20 protein-coding genes and 1 pseudogene are annotated in these 21,177 nt (G+C 40.5%); 11 read left to right on the top strand and 10 right to left on the bottom strand.

What is annotated here, in order from left to right; genetic code table 11:
• Positions 1–293 precede the first annotated feature (293 nt).
• Positions 294–560: a hypothetical protein gene (locus OCK74_RS26330; RefSeq protein ID WP_279300107.1), complete on the bottom strand. Its 267-nt coding sequence runs from the start codon at positions 558–560 to the stop codon at positions 294–296.
• A 58-nt stretch (positions 561–618) separates the two neighbouring features.
• Positions 619–864, bottom strand: coding sequence for a hypothetical protein (locus tag OCK74_RS26325; RefSeq protein WP_279300106.1), 246 nt, complete (start codon positions 862–864; stop codon positions 619–621).
• 430 nt (positions 865–1,294) lie between these two features.
• Here OCK74_RS26325 and OCK74_RS26320 point away from each other — a divergent pair, with 430 nt between their 5' ends.
• The gene (locus tag OCK74_RS26320; protein ID WP_279300105.1) at positions 1,295–2,833 is read left to right on the top strand and encodes a B12-binding domain-containing radical SAM protein; all 1,539 of its coding nucleotides are present in this window, start codon (positions 1,295–1,297) and stop codon (positions 2,831–2,833) included.
• 40 nt (positions 2,834–2,873) lie between these two features.
• Here the strand turns inward: OCK74_RS26320 and OCK74_RS26315 are convergent, their stop codons facing one another.
• Positions 2,874–3,164 carry a hypothetical protein gene (locus OCK74_RS26315; RefSeq protein ID WP_279300104.1) on the bottom strand — a complete coding sequence of 97 codons (291 nt, stop codon included), beginning with the start codon at positions 3,162–3,164 and terminating at the stop codon, positions 2,874–2,876.
• A 258-nt stretch (positions 3,165–3,422) separates the two neighbouring features.
• On the opposite strand from OCK74_RS26315, the gene OCK74_RS26310 reads away from it, so the two are divergent.
• Positions 3,423–3,749 (top strand): hypothetical protein, encoded by a 327-nt coding sequence (locus OCK74_RS26310; protein WP_279300103.1) that lies wholly within the window; start codon positions 3,423–3,425, stop codon positions 3,747–3,749.
• A 56-nt stretch (positions 3,750–3,805) separates the two neighbouring features.
• Here OCK74_RS26310 and OCK74_RS26305 read toward each other — a convergent pair whose 3' ends face one another.
• The 3 genes from OCK74_RS26305 to OCK74_RS26295 form a co-directional block, all read right to left on the bottom strand.
• On the bottom strand, positions 3,806–4,264 hold the full coding sequence (locus OCK74_RS26305; RefSeq protein ID WP_279300102.1) for a cold-shock protein: 459 nt from the start codon (positions 4,262–4,264) through the stop codon (positions 3,806–3,808).
• Between the two features lie 49 nt (positions 4,265–4,313).
• Complete coding sequence (locus OCK74_RS26300; RefSeq protein WP_279300101.1) at positions 4,314–4,619, bottom strand: RNA recognition motif domain-containing protein; 306 nt, start codon at positions 4,617–4,619, stop codon at positions 4,314–4,316.
• A 302-nt stretch (positions 4,620–4,921) separates the two neighbouring features.
• Complete coding sequence (locus OCK74_RS26295; RefSeq protein WP_279300100.1) at positions 4,922–5,161, bottom strand: helix-turn-helix domain-containing protein; 240 nt, start codon at positions 5,159–5,161, stop codon at positions 4,922–4,924.
• Positions 5,162–5,529: 368 nt separating this feature from the next.
• Between OCK74_RS26295 and OCK74_RS26290 the strand changes: the two genes are divergently transcribed.
• Together OCK74_RS26290 and OCK74_RS26285 are read left to right on the top strand one after the other, a co-directional pair.
• Positions 5,530–6,138: a flavodoxin family protein gene (locus tag OCK74_RS26290; RefSeq protein ID WP_279300099.1), complete on the top strand. Its 609-nt coding sequence runs from the start codon at positions 5,530–5,532 to the stop codon at positions 6,136–6,138.
• 57 nt (positions 6,139–6,195) lie between these two features.
• On the top strand, positions 6,196–7,317 hold the full coding sequence (locus OCK74_RS26285; protein WP_279300098.1) for an alpha/beta hydrolase: 1,122 nt from the start codon (positions 6,196–6,198) through the stop codon (positions 7,315–7,317).
• A gap of 278 nt (positions 7,318–7,595) precedes the next feature.
• Here OCK74_RS26285 and OCK74_RS26280 read toward each other — a convergent pair whose 3' ends face one another.
• Positions 7,596–8,393: a helix-turn-helix domain-containing protein gene (locus OCK74_RS26280; protein WP_279300097.1), complete on the bottom strand. Its 798-nt coding sequence runs from the start codon at positions 8,391–8,393 to the stop codon at positions 7,596–7,598.
• Between the two features lie 171 nt (positions 8,394–8,564).
• On the opposite strand from OCK74_RS26280, the gene OCK74_RS26275 reads away from it, so the two are divergent.
• The 3 genes from OCK74_RS26275 to OCK74_RS26265 all read left to right on the top strand — a co-directional run bounded on the left by OCK74_RS26275 (position 8,565) and on the right by OCK74_RS26265 (position 10,392).
• Entirely contained in the window at positions 8,565–9,569 is a 1,005-nt protein-coding gene (locus OCK74_RS26275; RefSeq protein ID WP_279300096.1) for an aldo/keto reductase, read from the top strand.
• Positions 9,570–9,662: 93 nt separating this feature from the next.
• Positions 9,663–10,241: an NAD(P)H-binding protein gene (locus OCK74_RS26270; RefSeq protein WP_279300095.1), complete on the top strand. Its 579-nt coding sequence runs from the start codon at positions 9,663–9,665 to the stop codon at positions 10,239–10,241.
• A 25-nt stretch (positions 10,242–10,266) separates the two neighbouring features.
• The gene (locus tag OCK74_RS26265) at positions 10,267–10,392 is read left to right on the top strand and encodes a hypothetical protein (protein WP_279300094.1); all 126 of its coding nucleotides are present in this window, start codon (positions 10,267–10,269) and stop codon (positions 10,390–10,392) included.
• Here OCK74_RS26265 and OCK74_RS26260 read toward each other — a convergent pair.
• The gene (locus OCK74_RS26260) at positions 10,389–11,039 is read right to left on the bottom strand and encodes a hypothetical protein (protein ID WP_279300093.1); all 651 of its coding nucleotides are present in this window, start codon (positions 11,037–11,039) and stop codon (positions 10,389–10,391) included. The genes OCK74_RS26265 and OCK74_RS26260 overlap by 4 nt on opposite strands.
• A gap of 487 nt (positions 11,040–11,526) precedes the next feature.
• Between OCK74_RS26260 and OCK74_RS26255 the strand changes: the two genes are divergently transcribed.
• On the top strand, positions 11,527–12,651 hold the full coding sequence (locus OCK74_RS26255; protein ID WP_279300092.1) for an adenylate/guanylate cyclase domain-containing protein: 1,125 nt from the start codon (positions 11,527–11,529) through the stop codon (positions 12,649–12,651).
• A 15-nt stretch (positions 12,652–12,666) separates the two neighbouring features.
• Here the strand turns inward: OCK74_RS26255 and OCK74_RS26250 are convergent.
• Together OCK74_RS26250 and OCK74_RS26245 are read right to left on the bottom strand one after the other, a co-directional pair.
• Positions 12,667–12,933: pseudogene (locus tag OCK74_RS26250) on the bottom strand (GDCCVxC domain-containing (seleno)protein); the annotation flags it as partial.
• A gap of 105 nt (positions 12,934–13,038) precedes the next feature.
• The gene (locus OCK74_RS26245) at positions 13,039–13,404 is read right to left on the bottom strand and encodes a winged helix-turn-helix domain-containing protein (RefSeq protein ID WP_279300090.1); all 366 of its coding nucleotides are present in this window, start codon (positions 13,402–13,404) and stop codon (positions 13,039–13,041) included.
• 209 nt (positions 13,405–13,613) lie between these two features.
• On the opposite strand from OCK74_RS26245, the gene OCK74_RS26240 reads away from it, so the two are divergent.
• The 3 genes from OCK74_RS26240 to OCK74_RS26230 are packed head-to-tail and all read left to right on the top strand — an operon-like array spanning position 13,614 to position 21,172.
• Entirely contained in the window at positions 13,614–16,691 is a 3,078-nt protein-coding gene (locus tag OCK74_RS26240; RefSeq protein WP_279300089.1) for a SusC/RagA family TonB-linked outer membrane protein, read from the top strand.
• A 57-nt stretch (positions 16,692–16,748) separates the two neighbouring features.
• Complete coding sequence (locus OCK74_RS26235; protein WP_279300088.1) at positions 16,749–18,275, top strand: RagB/SusD family nutrient uptake outer membrane protein; 1,527 nt, start codon at positions 16,749–16,751, stop codon at positions 18,273–18,275.
• 29 nt (positions 18,276–18,304) lie between these two features.
• Entirely contained in the window at positions 18,305–21,172 is a 2,868-nt protein-coding gene (locus tag OCK74_RS26230) for a sugar-binding domain-containing protein (RefSeq protein ID WP_279300087.1), read from the top strand.
• Positions 21,173–21,177: the final 5 nt, after the last annotated feature.

The following is a 21,177-nucleotide window of genomic DNA, read 5'->3' as shown; positions in this document are numbered from 1 at the left end:
CTTCCACTAAATTTATCATCTAAACATTATCTTCAAAGAACTTCTTAACTTCTAACCGCTAATCTAAAGGTCGCATCTGTTGAAAAATGGCTGATTTTGGTAAAGAAGTACTGATTTAACTAATACTATAACATTCATATTCAGGTGGACTGTTTCACATGAATCCTACAATTTTTAGAAACAAATGGAAGTGGTTTGATACCTGGGGTAACTTCTGGTTATCACGGATCTTATGGGTTGTTATTTATGTATTACTTTAAGTGTACTTTGCTCCCTCTGTGAAGCAGCGTTTTTTATTCGTTGATTTTATTTCTTATGGCATTGGCAACAATCCTTTTAAATTCGTTTGCTTCCTTATCATGCTCCTTTTTACTGCTATACCAATAAGTGTTTTGAAGCTCTGTAGTAACTTGTAGAATGTGAAAGAAGTTTCTTCCAACAAGATTGATGAGATAGGGATCCTGAACAAAAACTAAGTAAACATTGATCCAATTGATAGGTTCCATCTCATAAGATAACTTATATTCCTTATCCCGGAACTTAACTTGTAAATCTTCCATATTCTTAAAGTTAGTCTTTAATTCAAAACACTGGCAGTCTGATTCACACACCTCAGACCTACTTTCCAGCGGCTTCAAGCGTACTTGCTATAGCCTGTAGCAATTCAGCATCAATCTTGTTTCTGCCTTCCAAAAATTCCGGATTAATAATTGCCCTGTAATTCCGCTCTTCATCTGGTTCAAACAAAATATCAATATCGTTTACATTCACTTTGAACTTATAATCGTACCCGGATTTAAGAACACTTGCAGTGAACTCTATTTCTTTTCCTTTGTATATAACAGGGATGATCAGTTCTTCCATTATCGTGTAAAGTCCAATGGAATTTACATTGGTGGCTCAAATTAAGAATTATTATGGGCTCTTTACTGTTTTAACCTCAGGTGGTAAAAGAAAAATCATGTTTTCCAATGTCATGGAAATAATATCCTCTGCTAAACTTTCAACGATTAGGTCCTTGCTTTCTGCAACCTGCTTCAGTGGTAGGGCTTTCCTTGCCCATCTTTTCGCCGACTGGTCCATATCACTATTCGAAAGGTAGATGCTAAAATTATTAGCAAAGCTGAGGCAATCCTTTATTAACTATTCGGATGGTCATTTCAATAATTCAATTTTAATAATTCAAAAAAAATGAATATATTCAGTAAGTCAAACCTGTAAACAGCCCATCCTCTCCATTGAACAGGATTTTTCCAACTGTTTTTATGATGATGGGAAATCAAATTGATAATCCATGGCGAAACTAAAAATCGGCGTTATTGACCTGGTCAGCAAAGGTCCAACTAACACTCTATGGTCTAAGATCATGCACGCTAATCTGGCTAGCATCATGCCACAGGTAGTGGCCACCTGGTGCGAACAAGAGGGGCATGAAGTAAAGATGATTTGTTATACCGGCACCGAAGACCTGCACAAGGAGTTGCCAAAGGATGTGCACCTTGTTTTTATTTCTTCTTTCACACAAGCTGCCCTGTTAGCTTATGCGCTCAGCAATTATTTCCGAAGCCAGGGTGCTGTTACTGTGTTAGGAGGGCCGCATGCCCGTTGCTATCCTGATGATGCTATTAAATACTTTGATTATGTGTTGGGCTTTACCCACCGTTCAACGATCCAGGAAGTCTTGGACAATTGTACGCCACAAAGGCCTTTAGGCAAGCATCTCGCTGCCAAGGGACAACCGGCTCAACTGCCCGGGGTAAAGGAGAGATGGAAGTTTATGGAGCCTACACTGAAGAAAGCCCCCTTCTTAAAGATTGTGCCCATGCTAGGCAGCGTAGGTTGCCCTTATACCTGTTCATTTTGTATTGATTCAGTTGTTCCATATCAACCATTGGAATATGAGGTGATCAGGGAAGATCTGCATTTCCTGCTCACTAAATTTAAAAAGCCATGGGTGGTGTGGCATGACCCCAACTTTGGCGTACGTTTCAAGGACAACATGGAAGCTATATCTTCCGCAGCTCCGCCCAAAAGCATACAGTTCATTGCTGAAAGTAGCCTTACTATTCTAACGGAAGACCACCTGAAAGTGATGGAACAAAATGGTTTTGAGGCACTGCTACCAGGTATTGAGTCCTGGTATGAATTAGGCAATAAATCCCGTACGGCACATTTAGAGGGAGAGGAAAAAGTAAACCGCATTTCGCAGCACGTGAACATGATGTTCCGCTATGTACCTTACGTTCAAACCAACTTTGTTTTAGGATTGGATAGTGATGTGGGCGATGCGCCTTTTGAGCTTACCAAGCGCTTTGTTGACCTGACTCCTGCAGCTTTTCCAGGCTTTTCTTTACTGACAGCTTTTGGTGAAGCAGCTCCATTGAACCTGGAATATCAGAGGGCTGGCCGTGTACTGCCCTTTCCTTTTCACTTTTTGAACAACCATCTGGCTATGAACTTAAAGCCTAAGAATTATGAATGGGTGGATTTCTATAACAAAGTAATAGACCTGACGGCTTATACTTTTTCCAAAAAAGCGCTCTACCGGCGTTTTATGGCAACACCGAATTTTACCTCAAGGTGGATGAATTTTATGCGTGCTGTTTCATCTGAAGGTTATGGACGCCTTCGTTTTTACCATAAGGTACGTAAGAACCTGATAGAAGACTCAGCCTTTAGAAAGTATTTTGAAGGCGAAACAACACTGTTGCCTGCATTTTACAGGAACATCATTCAAAAGGATTTAGGGCTGTGGTGGCAGTGGTTGCCCCAGGGTGCGCTAGAGCATAACCCTAATGCATATCTACAGAAAAATCAAAAGTTAACAGCTTGAACTTGCATTAGGTGATCAAATAAAGTTGGATTGATTAGTATTAGATATATTCACCCTTATCATTTCTTATGGCATTGGCAACTGTCCATTTGAAGTCGTTTGCATTCTTATCTTGCTCCTTTTTGCTGCCGTACCAATAAATATTTTGAAGTTCTGAAGTAACTTGTAGAATATGGAAAAAGTTTCTTCCCACAAGGTTAATAAGGTATGGGTCATTAACAAAGACGATATAAACGTTGATCCAGTTTATAGGTTCCATTTCATAGGAAACTTTATAAACTTCATCACGGAATCTAATCTGTAAATCTTCCATATTTTTAAAGGTAGCCATTATTTTAGAGATTGGAGACAACCATGGGATGTACAGTTGCATGCAGAACTAGTCAAAAAGTATATTCTAAATTATAGATTTTAAAGCTTAACTTTAAGTTACTGGTTAAAGTTTATTGTAAGTCCTGTAACTTCTTTACTTTACTTGATTCCACAATTGCAACCTCTTTAATTGCCCGCCGAGAGAATAATCAGGTGATCCAGTTTACAATCGATGCTTTCTTAAGATGAAATCTTAAATAGATAAAATATTGTTTTGATGAAGAATCTACATGGTTTGAGTGAAAAAATATCTGAAAATGATAAGCGAAGTATTGATTATGCTATTCGCAGGATACGTGCTATATCCAGCGATGAAGGTTCCTTTATTCAATTAGAACTTTTATATTATGAGGTACTTTCAATCGCTAGAACCTATGGTAATGAAATCAATGAGAATACAATGTTAGCAGGATTGAAACAGATTGAGAGCAATGAGTATAAACATGCACAAGAAAGGTTTAAGACTTCCAGTCAAAAGATTGGTGCTATACAAAAGTTTAGAGTGGCTATTAAAAAAGAATTGTCTTTATGGATCAAGGCATAATTCAATACTTCCAGGAACCCAGAAGCAGGTTGATGCGGATCATAGATTGTATGTTATTATAACGAAGGCAACAGAACAACATTTACGGCAACCAATCCTTTTGGTCCAGACTCTACTTCATAGCTTACCTTATCATTTTCCTTTATTCTAAATGATACGTTGTTGATATGAAAAAATGCTCTTTCTCCAGATACTTTTTCGTTGATAAAACCAAATCCTTTTGATTCATCAAAAAATGTTACTGTTCCTGATATAACGTTGTCTTCTTCAGTTGGCTCATATTTAGGAACACCTATTTGTATGTCTTCCTGTTTGAACAATTTCTTTTTCTTTGGGTCTGGAGGTGTTGATGAGATATTGCCATCCTCGTCAATATAAGCCATCATATCGTCAAGGCTTTTGCCTTTCTGTGCGTTTGCTTTACGCTCTTCCATTTTTTCACGCTTTTCCTGGCGCTGTTTTAATCTTTTCTTCTCTTTTTCCTTTTTATTGAATGTTTCTTTTGATTTAGCCATATTGATTTTTAGTTCTTGTTAGTATATTGAGTGGATTGATTTTAAAAAATTACGATTGATTATATCTACCACTATTTTTGTTGCGGAATGGGTTGAAATCGCGTGGCTTTTCTTCTTTGGGCCTGGCTTCCATTACTTTGATAGTTCTGCCGTCTATTGTTGCCTGGTCCAGTTCAGCAATTGCTTTACGACCTTCTTCATTGCTTGACATTTCAACAAAACCAAATCCTCTTGATCTACCTGAAAGCTTGTCATTAATCACTTTAGCAGAAGTTACTTCCCCATAGGGAGTAAAAAAGCTTTTTAAGTCTTCATCCTGTACATTGAAGCTTAAGTTTGAAACATAAATGTTCATACTTATTGTTTTAAAAAAATAAAAAATATCTGAGAAATGCAAGGAGTAGAGACTAACTAAAATGCAAATAAAGCAGGATAATTAATGATTACTTAATGCGAGGCTCAAATTAACTTGGCAAAGGTAAGCTTTTTGTTAAAAATATAACGCCAACACTATCTTAAAGCTTATAATAAAAGAAGTACTTGACTACAAATAGGTTTACTTTTGATCAGATTCAAAAGGCTTCAGCATTGCTTTGGGGACAATATCATCAGCCTTTGCAGCACTTTATACAATGTTTTGTTAAGTGTCCCTTTAGATTAATATTCCTGCGCTGTTTTTCCTGTTTCCTTCCTGATCAGATCACCAAAATAGCTGGCAGATAAATTCAATTCATTGGCGCAATAAGCTACAGAAGGCAAACCAATTTCTTGTGGTTTGTCTGTCTGAAAATACTCGTTCAACAAAAGCTCAAATCTTTCTAAAATCCCCTTGTGGGCTTTATCACGGGTAATAAAATTCAAAATTACAACGTTATTCGCCCTATAGTTGATAAGCATGTTTTAATCAGCAATATTGGTATGAAAAACCGGAATCTGTATACCATCTGCGTAAAAAGAAGCAGGGACCTTTGCGTAGTCAAAAGAAATATACGATGCAAAAAGTAAAACTGAATAACGGAGTAGTGCCATCCTGTTAAATAACATCACCTTACTGGCAGTGGTAGGGGGAAATGAAGTAACCAATCCATTTATAGTTACGGAAGTATATATTAAAGAGAACGGCAAATGGCTGCTGGGCTCATTGTCGTTTACAAGGCTTCTTACTCCTAACGACACACAGCATTGAGATAGCCATCTGCCGCAGGGTGTTCTGGCTTTCTCCGGTGTCAAGGTACCACCAAAGAAATAATAATTTACTTACTGATATGAAAAACGCAATATTTCTCTCGATAATCATTGGCTTGTGTTTTACCTCGGGTTGCTCGAAAGCACAATCAATATCACCAAAAAAGATATTAATTGTGTATTTGTCCCGAACAAACAACACAAAGGCGATAGCGGAAATTATTCAAAAAAATGTAGGTGGAACATTAGTTGCGCTTGAATTAGAGAAGCCATATCCTGAGAATTACCAGGCTACGGTACAACAGGTAGTGAAGGAAAACGAAACAGGCTATTTACCGCCTTTAAAGACAAAAATCGACAGCATGCAAAACTATGATGTTGTGTTTGTTGGCTTTCCTACCTGGGGTATGCAATTGCCACCACCAATGAAGAGCTTTTTACACCAGTATAACCTTAAGGGAAAAACAGTAATTCCTTTCAATACAAATGCAGGCTATGGTGTAGGAAGTAGCTTCCAGACGGTAAAGGAACTGTGTCCAGGTAGCAAAATATTGGAAGGCTTTGAAATGAAAGGCGGAGTGGAAAGAGACGGGGTATATTTTGTAATCAAGGGAGAAAAGGCAAAAGAGGCAGAAACTAAAGTGAAGCAATGGTTGCAAAAAATAGAGCTAATGAAAGAAACACCATAAGAAGTCAGTAGGTAGATAGCCGTCAACTATGGTATTGATAAACTCAAAATGTTATTTATGTATCAAGTAGAAAAGATCAATCGAAAAATAGGCTTTATTCTGTTATCAATCACTGTCTCTATGCTCATGACTGCATGTGCATCTACTAAAGGAGGCACAAGCACCGGGCCGTTAACTATTCAGCAGCAAGGCAGCTTCGCTGTGGGAGGCACTGTAATTACAAATCCAGGTACATTCGATCCAATTAAAGACGGTGCATACAACCCGGTAAACCAAAGTTCAACAGGGCAGACGCTTCACGGCGACCATGCTTATGTTTTTTATCAAATACCAAAAAATGCTCGTAAACTTCCATTGGTGTTTTGGCATGGGCATGGGCAATCTGCGAAAACCTGGGAAACGACCCCCGATGGGCGTGAAGGGTATCAAAACGTTTTCCTGCGTCGCCGCTTTCCGGTTTACCTGATTGACCAGCCAAGGCGTGGTCGGGCAGCACGTAGCACAAAGCCCTTAAATATTACAGCTGCTCCTGATGAACAGCTTTGGTTTGGTATTTTCCGCCTTGGTATCTATCCAAACTTTTATCCGGAAGTACAATTCTCAAAAGATCCTGAAGCGTTGAACCAGTTCAATCGTCAGATGGTGCCCAACACAGGGTCCTACGATGCACAAGTAAACATCGATGCTGTTTCTTCACTGTTTAGCAAAATAGGACAAGGCATTTTGGTCACACACTCTCAAAGTGGTGGTCTGGGTTGGCGTACTGCCATTAAGAACAATAATATAAGGGCAATTGTTTCCTTTGAGCCGGGTGCTGATTTTGTTTTCCCCGAAGGGGAAGCACCTGATAGCATAAAACTCTCTGGTCGTACCATCATACCTCCAAGCGTACCGATGGCAGACTTTATGAAGCTCACAAAAATTCCAATAATTATCTATTACGGTGACAATATTCCGGAGCAACCTTCCCTAAACCCAGGTCAGGAACAATGGCGTGTTTTTCTCTCTGTGGCAAAACAGTTCAGAGATGTAGTAAACCGCCACGGAGGAGATGTAACACTGGTGCATCTGCCCGAAATAGGAATTAAAGGCAATACACACTTTCTCATGTCAGATTTAAATAACCTCGAAATCGCTAATCATCTCTCTGAATTTTTGAAGATGAAGCGTTTGGATTGATGATTAATAACCAAAAGCTATTCGTATGACACCAATAATACAAATGCACAACAACCGGTGAATACAAATAATCAGCACCATATGCAAACAGGCCAGGAACTGAGTGCAAGACAGCAAGCAATTGTTACCATTTCTGCACTTACCGCTCTTGGCGGTGCCGAGCAGCTGATTGGATGAAATTGTTCGTTTATGAAAGTGTGCAAATCAACCTAAAGGAAATTATAATATATAACATCAATCAGGTACGGTACTTATTTGGAGACTGCCCCACACGTTGCTTAAATAAACGGGTAAAATATTTTCTCCTTGGCCACGTCAATCAATTTAGATTGAATATACTCCAATGCTGCTTTGCCTGTTTCTTTCTTCACAAGGTCTCCGAAGTAGTTTGCCGAAAGATGAAGTTGGCTGGCAAAATAAGCAACTGTAGGAATCCCTTTTTCCTGTGGCTTTTCCGAGCTGAAATATTCATTCAGCATACCTTCAAATTTTTCTAATACACCTGGATTAGCATGGTCACGGGTAATGAATTGACGGTCATAAAACCGTGTACAGTAATTCAGAAAGAGTTCAATGTTCGACACAATCAGCTTCTTACTGTGCTTATCAATCCCATGCTTCAATTCATAGTCAATCTTCCGGAAACATTCCATCACGACTTCTTTTTCCTGTTCAGACAGATGCAGTGCCTCATGAACATCATAAGAAAAGAAGCTGTAGTCTTTCATATGCTGCCCGAGCGATGTGCCTCGTATCAGGTCTGGATGGAATAACAATGCATAGCCCGTAGGCTGGTAATCAGCTCCATCTTCTTCAATGCTTACCACCTGGTCAGGGCCAATAAAAATTAATGTTCCTTCCTGGTAATCGTAATAATTTCTCCCATAGCGTATATCGCAATGTTCCTGGTTTTTGAAGAATACTGCATAAAAGCCGAACCGCAAAGTCTGCTCCCGTGGTTGCTTGTAGGATTTCGTTTCTGAAAAATCAATTACACTTATTAAGGGATGTAATGTTTCATGCCCAACTAAGGAGTTGTAATCACGAATGTTTTTTATGTCCAGTACACTTTTCATAATCCTCTCGTATTTAATGACTCAAAATTATCAAATCATTCTCCCGCGTAAGAGTGCACAGCTGGGTATCTGTAAAAATGGTAGGTAAATCCGTAATTCTGGTAGTATCCAATCCAATGGTGCTGGTTAGCTTTGTGACTCAAAAAAAATCATTGCCTAAAATACGCATCAATGAATAAAAGAAAATTAGGAAACAGTGGTCTTGAAGTGTCAGCTCTTGGCATGGGATGCATGAATGTGAGTTTTGGTACAGGGCCCGCTAAAGACAAAATTTATGGCATCTCTGTAATCCGTTCTGCTGTTGAAAAAGGGATTACCTTTTTCGATACAGCAGAGGCTTACGGTCCATATGTTAATGAAGAACTGGTTGGTGAAGCATTGGCCCCTTTCCGAAAGGAAGTGATCATTGCGACCAAGTTTGGCTTTAAACTGGACGAGAATGGTGCTACTATTGGCGTAGACAGCCGCCCGGAGCATATTAGGGCTGTTACAGAAGCCTCGCTTAAAAGGCTGAAGACTGATGTGATTGACCTGTTTTATCAACACCGGGTTGATCCGGCCGTACCCATTGAAGACGTTGCGGGTACACTAAAAGAGTTGATCCGGGAGGGTAAGATAAGATACTATGGACTTTCAGAAGCTAATGCCACTACCATCCGCAGGGCACATACTGTACATCCTGTGGCTGCGGTTCAAAACCAATACTCCATCTGGAACAGGGAACCCGAAGCTGAAGTGTTGCCTGTATGCGAAGAACTGGGCATTGGATTCGTACCCTGGGGACCTCTGGGCACAGGCTTTCTGACCGGCACTATCGATCCCAGTGCAAAGTTTGATCCTGAGACCGATCTCAGGGCAGTTTTCCCTCGCTTTACGCCGGAAGCTATGAAGGCCAATATGCCGGTAGTAGAAATGCTGCGCAGTATTGCAGCCAGAAAGGGCGCAATACCAGTACAAATTGCCCTTGCCTGGTTGCTGGCCCAAAAGCCCTGGATCGTTCCCATCCCCGGTATGGATAAATTGGAATACATCGATGATAATGTGCAATCAGTAGACATTCAGTTAACAGCCGAAGACCTGCAGGAAATTGACAGTGAATTGTCAAAAATTAATATACAAGGTGCAAGGCTCAATGAGGGACTGCTCTCTATGTCAGAAGACATGTCAGAGGGATAAGTATACAAGGCTGTTAAAAGACCAGTCAGCCCTGCAGTCTGGCGGGCTCAAACATTGACGGTATTGTCGAAACACAGGAAATAAATCTTAAAAATGAAAAATGTAATTATACTTGGTGCCAGTGGAAATATCGCAAGGCAAGTAATTGATCTTTTGATAGAGAAGGAAGACATCAACCTGACTTTGTTTTTACGTGACAAAAGCAGGTTAAGAAACAAGGATGTTTCCAAAGCGCGCATCATTGAAGGCAATGTACTGGATTATGATCAACTTATAGAAGCTATAACTGGGCAGGATATTATATATGTAAATCTTGCTGGCGACCTTGAAGCAATGGCAAACAACATTGTGAAAGCAATGGAAGAAACAGGCGTGAGAAGGATTATTGCGATCAGCTCTATAGGCATTTATGAAACCCCACTTCGTTCTGTATTGAAGCCGTACCGGAAATTAGCTGATGTAATTGAAGCATCAAACCTCGATTACACAATCTTGAGACCAACCTGGTTTACCAATGCAGATGAAGTAGATTATGAAATCACACGAAAAGGTGAGCCCGAAAAAGGTTCTGTCATATCCCAAAAAAGCCTTGCAACATTCATTAATAAAATCATAGAAAGTCCTGAAGAATACAGCCGTGAAAATTTAGGTATCAACAAACCTAATTCATAGCTATGACAACCCGATACTTCTGTGTATGCAATCAGAAATTCTGAAAGTAAAGTTTATGCCTGGCCATCCCTTGGAAATTGAAGCCTTTCCACTTCAAAAAGACAACACAGAACTTTCCACTCAAATTACTTTCTTCAACACCATCTGCTAAATCCGCAATACTTCTAAACCTCCCAGCTCCTTTCCAAAATCACCAACTACCTCAAGCCCCACTGCCTCTTCTTTCTGCCACACCACCTTCCAGGCTCCCACCTGTTCACAGCCATTCAACCCACCAGCATGCACACCTGTCATCGCTCCATGCACTCTACCAGCATTCCTCCCTCTCTTATTCCCCATTGACCATTGCCCATTCATAAACTCCGCCATTTCCCTTCTGCCCGTGCTCATCATCCCTCTGACCGCCAGCTGCTTCCTCAGCCACTGCTTGTCCCCCTGCATCCTCATATACAAGCGGATGGCCGCCTGGTAGACATGCTTCCGCTTCTTTCGGGGCAGGGTCTTTCGGAAGGCCTTCTTTTGTTCCGGATCCGAGAGTATCCACCGGGCATACACCACCGCCTCCTTAAACAAATCCCTCCGCTCTCTCTGCTTTTCAGAAGCCACCACTCCACTCATGTCCGGGTACTTGGTGATCACGATCCTTTTCTTCCACTTCTTTTTCTTGTTCCCCTTATAGTGCTTCACCACAAAGCACTTCCCAATCGTACCCCGGAGGATGCCCAACAAGAGCCGGGGCATCACTTTGCCCTCCACAATCACCAACCGGATCCTGTTATCAATGTAGAGCTGTTTCATCTTTTGATTCATTTACCCCCTAAAGCTAGGGCTGCCCACCCACACCCCAAACCCTGGTGGCCGCTTTTGGCCGATTTGGCATAAAATGGCAGGAAATGGCCGCTTTTGTCCTACCCCACATTCACCGCTCATACCTCTGCTCACACCACTCCCCATACCACCGCTCACCCCCTCCTTACGCCACCCTTCAACCTACCATCCTTCGTACCTGAGCCGTACTTGAGCCATACCAACGATATACTTGATTCGGGGCAGGGGTATCCTTCTTCGTTCCTAAACCTCTAAAAAGCATCTTTTCTTCCACTCTTTCCTCTGCTCCCCATAAAACCCCGACTCCTCTATCCCTTTATTCGGCATTCGTCATTCCTGCATCCCCAGGTATTAAGATTGATCCGATTAAAATACGGTAGTGCAAATACCTGGATAATAGGGGAGAGAATGAGATGATCCTGCAAGCAGTATATTTGAATTCAGGAAATGCATAAGGATGCATGAGAAATTTGATTATACAACCCTCGCCCAAAGGTTTTCCGCAAGGTTCCCGGTTTTATCTTATGTAGGCATTCAGATAAACTTCTGGATTGTTGCCAATATATTGCTGGGAGTTATTTTGCATCTGCACGCCTCGTTAATCACCCAAAAGCTTGATTTGCCTGCATTAAGCCGATTGGGCCCGGTTATCTTGGTTGCGGTCATTTTGGGTATTCTGTATGGAATAAGTCTTGGGTTAACAGATCATTACCTTGATAAAAACATATTTAGAAAACAACCTTTGGGGAAGGTGATTTTATTGAAGACAATCATTTCTTTATGTGTTCTTATTCTTCTTGTAAGATTGATGCGATTTGTCTTCTCCGACTTCCTTATTTATCCTTCAACTTATAAAGCATATTTAACTATAAGTAATAAATCCTGGGAATATTTTTTTTATATACTGGTGATTTATTATTTCTTTATGACCCTTGTAATCAATTTCATCAACCAGGTCAATAAGAAATATGGCCCTGGCGTCTTGGTCCCTATACTATTGGGGAAATACAGAAATCCACGGGAAGAGGAAAGGATATTTTTATTCATGGACCTAAAATCATCTACAGCAACGGCAGAACAATTGGGCCATTTGAAATACAGTTCATTTATCAGGGACAGTTTTATGGATATTAACCAGGTACTCTCGCTATTTAATGCTGAAGTGTATCAGTATGTCGGGGATGAAATTGTTGTGACCTGGAGGGTAAGCGATGGATTAAGAGACGCTTCCTGTATCAGGTTTTTCTTTGCTTGTGAAAAACAGTTTCTAGATAGGAGCGAGTATTATTCGAAGTACTATGGGTTTCTTCCCAACTTCAAAGCTGGTCTTCATTTGGGAAAAGTGACCGCTGTAGAGATCGGCGTCATCAAAAGGGATATCGCATATCATGGTGATACGTTGAACACAGCAGCCAGGATTCAGAGTGTATGTAATGAATACAATAAAAAGCTACTTATTTCAGAATCCTTATTGGAGAAAATTGATTTAAATCATGATCTCAAGACAGAAACATTGGGCATGATTCAGCTAAGGGGCAAAACGACAAAGGTTGGAATCGCAAGCGTTAACTGGATTAGCTAATCAACTTACTTTTAATCATTTGCAGCAGCTCCTGCTCTGTTGTATAGGAGGGCATTTCACTGTTCCATAACTGCAAAATACACAGCAATCCCCTGCTTTAGGCTGTAAGCGCTGCCCACAATGAGTGCACTTGTAGAAGTACTGGCAGGCATCAGTAGGCATTGTTTCCTCCTTTTGAAAACCACAATGAGGACAGGTAATGATAGATTGAAGAATGATACTTTCCATTTCTACACATGAATGTAATGAAATCAACTTGGTATTCCAATAAGCACACTGACTACTTTTCGTAAAGACAACTGCACCTGGTTCCCGTCAAGCGTCTCCAGTTCTCCAGTTTGTGAGTATAGAGTAATTGACAGAAAAGAATGATAAATGGAAATATTACTAGATGTTTAAGCTTTTTGTTTCTTTTTCTAGGAACCGCTTGAATTTGTCATTCAGTTGATGAAAAGTATGAATAAGGCGTTGCCCTTCCTCCGTTACTTCTGCCCGGCCACCGCCTTTACCCCCTCGATGTGAAATGACCAGGGGCATCTTTGCTCGTGCATTCATTTGGTCTATTAAATCCCATGCTTGTCGGTAGGACATCTTCATTTCCAATGCTGCCTGTCTGATAGAATGATGCTTTTGGATCTTTTCCAAAAGCTCAATTCTTCCCACCCCTAAAAAGGAACCCTCTTCTGTGTCCACCCAAATTCTTCCATTTACTTTCATTTGCATAATCCAACTAGTACTGAATAATTGATTCATTTTTTTCCTCATCGAATGTACTAATCATTTAATCCCTTTCCATCGAGAATTTGCTTTGGAAACATTTTGGAAGGTGTTATGTATAATAAAATAATCCATCAAAATCATAGCTTACTCCATCTTTTAAAAATTTACTTGTTTTTACTTTGGATTCAGTAATTCATTTCATTATTGGATTACTTGCTATCTGTTCACTTAAAACTTGCTATATGAAAGTACGGATCTACAAGAAACAGTTATCAACTGTCTGTTTAAAATCTGCATTATTCTTATTCTTATTTTTTCTATTCAGCGAATCTATTTCTGCACAGCAAAGAACAATAACCGGAAAGGTTTTGGATGTAAATAACCAGCCTTTAGCGGGTGTAACTGTAACGGTCCATGGAAAGTCGGGCCTTGCAACTACCACCAATGCTAATGGTGAATTTACCATCAACGCCTCCACAGGAGAGATCCTGGAATTTACTTCTGTAGGTTATGAAAAAAAGGAATCAAAGGTGGGCAATGCAAACGCACTGAACATTGCTCTGAATACTGCTGCAACAAGTATGAATGAAGTAGTAGTGATTGGTTATGGTACAGTAAGAAGAAAGGATTTAACAGGAGCCATTGCTTCAGTAAAAGGCTCTGACATTAAAGCTCAGGGTGTAAGTGATGTAACAAGGTCGCTCCAGGGCAGGATGCCGGGCGTAGCTGTTGAATCAGCAGGTGGTGACCCTGGCTCTGGCACAAGGATATTGATAAGAGGTGTAGGAACTTTAGGAAACGCTACTCCTTTATATATAGTAGATGGTGTTCAGGTTGCCAATATCAATAACCTTTCTTCTAATGATATTGAATCCATAGATGTATTAAAAGATGCTTCAGCTGCTGCTATTTACGGATCAAGAGCGGCAAACGGCGTTGTGCTGGTAACTACAAAGTCGGGCCGCTCTGGAAAGCCATTGGTTCAGTTGAATGCCAATATAGGGATTCAGAAAATTGCCAATAGGGTAGATGTGTTGAATGCACAGGAGTGGGCTGGTGTTAGTAATACAGCACATGAAGCTGCCGGGTTGCCAAAGCTCGACATTGCAGCAAACCCTGGTCAGTTAGGAACTGGTACTGACTGGCAGGAAGCAATATATCGAACAGCACCGGTGCAACAGTATGAATTACTGGTAAGCGGTGGTAATGAAACGGGCAGGTATAGTGTTTCCGGAAGCTATAATGATCAGAAAGGAATTGTCGATGTTACCGGTTACAAACGCTACAACTTGCGTGTTAAGTCTGAAACCACTAAGGGACGCTTAAAATTTGGAGAAACGGTATTGTTATCCCGTGAAAAATGGATAAGAATGCCAGGTGGATGGGGTGGACAAGGAGGTAATCCCATTGGTTCCGCTGCAAAGATGATCCCTGTATTCGATATCTATGATACGACTGCATTAGGAGGCTTTGCTGGTGCTTATGGTCCGGTAGTGAACGTTGCAAATCCTGTAGCCCAATTGCACCTGGAAGATATTAACCGGGAACTCACTAGTATTCTGGCAAATGCCTATGGCGATTTGACCATACTTCCTGGATTACGATACAGGCTTAATTTAGGTTATACCAATAATTTCGGCACCAATTATGATTATTGGAAAAGATACACAGTAGGTACTTTGTTTTCACACCCAACCAACGACCTGAGTGAAAATAAGGACCAGAATGTTCTGGTGTTGTTAGAGAATACTCTGAATTATGACAAGCGCTTCGGCAAGCATAGTTTACAGGCATTAGCCGGTTATACCTTTCAGGAAAACAAATTCTCTTACTTATCAGCCAGCAAAACGAATTTGCCTGATGGTATCAGTGTTATAGATGCTGGTGCCGGTACTTCATCAACAGGAGGAAATAAAAGGCAAAGCGATCTGATTTCCTATTTAGCGCGTGCCATTTATTCTTATGATAACAGGTACCTGTTGACTGCTTCCTTCAGGCGGGATGGTTCATCAAGATTCGGTGAAGATTACCGGTATGGTAATTTCCCTTCTGTGGCTGTAGGCTGGAACATTTCGAATGAACGTTTTTTTGAACCTTATGTGAAAAGCATTTCTAACCTGAAACTCCGTGCCAGCTATGGTGAGCTGGGTAATCAGGAAATTGGTGACTACCAGTATAGTGCAGCCATAGCATCGAATATAAACTATGTTAGCGGGACAGACCAGCAAAAATGGTTTGGTTCTATACAGACTGCATATGCTTCACCCAATATAAAATGGGAAAACACCAAAACATTTAATGTTGGCCTGGACCTAGGATTACTGCACAATCGACTCAATCTGACCGCTGATTATTTTATTAAGGAAACAGATGATGTATTGTTGAATGTTCCTATTCCGGGTTCTGCAGGATCTGTATCTAATCCGGTTGTTAATGCAGGAACATTAAGGAATAAAGGCGTTGAAATCGGTGCAAACTTCAACGGTCAGGTAAATAAACTGAATTATAATTTATTTGGAACCTTCAGTTCTGTACGCAATAAAGTGGTGGAACTAGGTACGGGGTCTCAGCAGATATTTGGCGGGCAGCCAACCCACCATGGCGCCTCTACAACAGTAACGCAGGCCGGAGGTCCTATTAGTGCGTTTTATTTGATTAAAGCAGAAGGCATTTTCAATTCACAGGAAGAGATCAATTCTCATAGTAAAGGCGGGCAGTTGATTCAGCCAAACGCTGCTCCTGGCGATATCAGGTTTTTGGATGCCAATGGTGATGGACAGATCAGCGATGCTGACCGTGTTTATTGTGGAAGTCCATTCCCTAAGTTTGAATATGGATTTGGATTTAACGCCTCCATGTACAACTTCGATCTTAGTGTATTTCTTCAGGGCACATCTGGTAATAAGATATACAATGGCTTGAGGCAGGATCTTGAAAGTATGAGTTTGGAATTCAATTATGCAAAATCTACTTTGAATGCCTGGACACCTCAAAATCACTCTAATATACCAAGAGCTATTATTAACGATCCTAATTACAATGACAGGACCTCTTCTAGATTCTTGGAAAATGGCTCTTATTTGAGAATGAAAACCCTGCAACTGGGGTATGATTTCACAGAAAAACTTACTAAACAAATAAGGATTTCTTCTTTACGAGCCTATGCAAGTATTGATAACCTCTTTACCATAACAAACTATAGTGGATATAACCCTGATATTGGTAGGTCTGGTAGCATTTTAGACAGAGGTGTGGATTACGGGCATGTTGCTTACCCGCTTGCAAGAACTTTTTCACTTGGAGTTCAACTGGGTTTGTAATCGATATACGGTTTGTTTACTTCAAATGCAACGATCAAATTCAAACTTATTATTTATATGAAAACAATATTCATATTTCTAGGCACTGCAGTCTTATTTGTCAGCTGCAAAAAGAGCGCATTGGAACTCAATAATCCCAATCAGATAACTTCAACTACCTATTGGCAAACGGAAAATGATGTGTTGAGTTCGCTGGCCGCTACCTATGGCTTATTAAAAAATGTAGACGGTGGTTATTGGGGTGTAAGAGGTGTTGAATTATCAAATGGCCGGGGTGATGACTTCTTCATAAGGAATGATGTTAGCGCATTGTATCAGCTATCTACGTTTACCAATACACCTGATAACGGTACTGCAAATTCATTATTCAATACTTCTTATAGAGCAATTTTCAGAGCAAATCAGATATTGGAGAATGTAGATAGAGTGACTACATTGGATGCGCAAAAGAAAAAGGAATATATAGCAGAAGCCAAGTTCCTGAGAGGACTCAATTACTTTATACTGGTAATCAACTTTGGGGATGTGCCTTTAAGATTAACCGTTCCTCAGTCAAAAGAAGATTTCTTTGTAGCTAAATCACCGGAGGCTGATGTTTGGAAACAGCTAAAACAGGATTTCACTGAAGCGGCTGCAGATTTGCCTTTGTCTTATTCTCCGGAATGGGTAGGGCGTGCTACTAAAGGCGCTGCATTAGGATTCCTGGGCAAAGCTCATTTGTACACTAAAGATTGGGCAAACGCAGAATCAACATTGAAGCAGTTGACTACTGCTCCGTTTAATTACCAACTCATGCCTAATTATGCGGATAATTTTGTTCCAACAAAAGAAAACAACCAGGAATCTATATTCGAGGTTCAGCTTTCTGATGTAGGTGGCACTAATCCCTGGGCTGGAGAAAATGCTAATGAATCACTGGGTGTTACCACTGCACAGGAATTTGCTCCAGCCGAAGTTGCTGGTTGGTTTGAAGTTAGTTTCACTGATAAGTTATTCAATGAGTTTAAAAAGGAAAAGACCACTACGAATGAGTTAGACCCCAGGATGTATACAACATTGATATGGAATTATCCTACTGCAACTTTTTACAACAAGCCATTTACTGATTACAAGCTGTTATTCCAATATCAAACAATGATCAAAAAGTACCAGAATTGGTGGCAGAATAACGAACTTACCGGCACCAGTGGAGCCGTCAATTATACTTCCAGCAATAATGAAAGAGCATTACGGTATGCAGACATCTTGTTAATGCTTGCAGAGGTTTTAACTATGCAAGGGAAAGTGACTGAAGCTTACCCCTTTGTTAATCAGATCAGAAACCGGGCACAACTTGTCAATTTGCAGCAAGGTTTCAGTCAAGATCAAATGATGACAGAAATAAGGCACCAGAGAATGCTTGAATTTGCAAGAGAAGGACAGCGTTTTTATGACCTTAGAAGATGGGGATTGCTGCAACAGGAAATTGCAAATAGCGATAAGGAAGGAAAGCAGTTTTTTGTTGCCAAGAAACACGAACTGTTTCCTGTTCCTCAAAACGAAATGAATAGTAACCCCAAGATGACACAGAATCCAAACTGGTAATTGCTTCTATAATACTTCATTTAAGAACTATGAATAAAACTTTTTCCCTGGCGGTGGCCTTGTTACTGAAGCTTGCATTTTGTAATTCAATCGTTTCTGCACAAACCAATAGTATTGACCTTTCCGGTACTTGGTTTTTCCAGGTTGATTCATTGGACAAGGGAGTGCAGGAGCAATGGTACAATAAAAAACTGGATGATAAAATCAGCCTTCCCGGCTCAATGACTACCAATGGCAAAGGCAATGATATTACTGTAAACACTCCCTGGACCGGGCAAATAGTTGATTCCTCCTGGTTTTTTAAGTCTGAGTACGCTCAATACCGTGAACCTGGAAATATTAAGGTGCCGTTTTGGTTGCAACCGGTTAAATATTATAAAGGTGCTGCCTGGTATCAAAAAAACGTATCTATTCCCGACAACTGGAAAGGAAAGCACCTCGAATTGTTCATTGAACGTAGCCATTGGGAAACCACCGTATGGGTAGATGATCAACAAATTGGGATGGACAATAGTTTGGGTACACCACATGTTTTTAATCTGACCCACGTGTTATCTCCAGGAACACACCGCATTACTGTTCGTGTAGATAACCGTGTAAAGGATTTTAACGTAGGGCAAAATTCTCATAGTATTTCCGATCATACGCAAAGTAACTGGAATGGGATGGTAGGCAAACTTTCCATAACTGCCCGCCCAGCACTTTTTATTGATGATGTACAATTGTATCCTGACATTCATAAAAAGCAGGTAACAGCACGAATAAAACTAAACAACGAAGCTGGAAGGGACAATAAAGCAGAGATACAATTGTTTGCAAAGTCTAACAAGGCAAATGCAGACGGGCTTAAACCTTTAGCAAAATCAATAGAGTTGCAAAAGGGTGATAACATGGTGGAAGTTATATATCCGATGGGCAATCAACCATTACTGTGGGATGAATTTCACCCTGATCTTTATACGCTATCTGTAAAAGTTAAAGGAGGTAAAGAGACCGATGAAAGAGTGATTAGTTTTGGTATGCGTGATTTTGCAACCCAAGGGACTCAATTCACCATAAATGGACAGCTTACATTTCTTCGAGGAACCTTGGAATGTGCGATCTTTCCTAAAACAGGTTATCCTCCAACAGACGTTGAATCATGGATGCACATTTTTAAGGTGGCAAGATCCTATGGCTTGAATCACATGCGTTTTCACTCCTGGTGTCCTCCTGAAGCTGCTTTTGATGCAGCAGACCGTTCGGGGTTTTATTTACATGTTGAAGCTAGTTCATGGGCCAACCAGGGTTCTTCTGTTGGTGATGGTAAACCAGTTGATCAATATATATATGAAGAAAGTGAGCGCATGGTTAAGACCTTTGGAAACCACCCATCCTTTTGTATGATGGCTTATGGAAACGAGCCGGCTGGAAAAAATCATACAAAATACCTGACTGAATTTGTCAGTTATTGGAAGAAGAGAGATTCGCGCAGACTTTATACAACGGCAGCAGGCTGGCCAGTAGTTCCTGAAAATGATTATAATAGCACTCCAGATCCAAGAATACAGGCATGGGGTCAGGGTTTAAAAAGTATCATCAACGGTCAATCGTCTAAAAGTAACTATGACTGGAGAGATATTATTTCAAAATGGCAGCATCCTACAGTAAGTCATGAAATTGGCCAGTGGTGTGTTTATCCCGACTTTAAGGAAATAAAGAAATATACAGGTGTACTGAAAGCAAAAAACTTTGAGATATTCCAGCAAAAACTGAAAGATAATGGCTTGGACAATTTGGCCGATAGCTTTTTATTGGCTTCAGGTAAATTACAGGCCTTATGTTACAAGGCTGATATCGAAGCAGCGTTACGTACGCCTGGTTTTGGTGGTTTCCAATTATTGGATTTGCATGACTTCCCTGGGCAGGGGACTGCACTCGTTGGCGTATTGAATCCTTTCTGGGAAGATAAAGGATATATCACAGGCAAGGAATATAGTCGTTTTTGCAATGCAACAGTTCCTCTGGCAAGATTGCCTAAAATGGTATATCTCAATAATGAAGAATTATCTGTTCCGGTAGAAGTAGCTCATTTTGGGGAGAAAGTATTGAACAATATAACCCCAACATGGAATATCAAAAACGTTTCTGGTAAAGTATTATTCAGTGGCCAGCTTCCCTCTGCAAACATACCATTAGGAAATTGTCACCAGTTAGGTGAAATCAAACAATCACTGGCATCAATTGATCAACCCAGCAAATTATCGCTGACGATTGCTGTAGGTGATCATCAAAATTCCTGGGATTTATTTGTATATCCTGCAACGCTTCCTGATATTGACAAGAATATTGTTGTAACCCAGCAACTGGATGAACAAGCGATACAAACTCTCAATAAGGGAGGCAAAGTACTGCTTACCTTGAAGAAAGGGTCACTAAAACCTGAAAAGGGTGGTGATGTGCTAATAGGTTTTTCCAGCATATTCTGGAATACGGCTTGGACTGGCGGACAGGCTCCTAATACTTTGGGCATTCTATGCAATCCGAAGCACCCTGCATTTTCAGCATTCCCAACCGAATACTATAGCAATTGGCAATGGTGGGATGCAATGAGTAATTCCAATGCAATCAGAATGGATTCTGTGGCAATAGGGATGCAACCAATTATCAGAGTAATTGATGATTGGGTGACTGCAAACTCTCTTGGTTTGGTTTTCGAATGTAGAGTTGGAGCTGGAAAATTGATCGTTTCCGGTATTGACCTGGTTGCAAACCTGGATAAAAGACCTGAAGCTAGACAACTCCTCTATAGTTTAAAAAGATATATGGCAACTCCGGAGTTTGCTCCTAAAATTCAGGTAGGTGTTGAAAGAATTAAGGGGCTATCAAAAGAGCAGTTCTTTTCAGCAGCAAAATAAATTCT

Origin of the sequence: Paraflavisolibacter caeni, assembly GCF_025628885.1 — a bacterium.
GTDB lineage: Bacteria > Bacteroidota > Bacteroidia > Chitinophagales > Chitinophagaceae > Flavisolibacter > Flavisolibacter caeni.
Note: the sequence above shows the minus strand (reverse complement) of the source record. Positions and strands in the feature narration are given on the sequence as shown.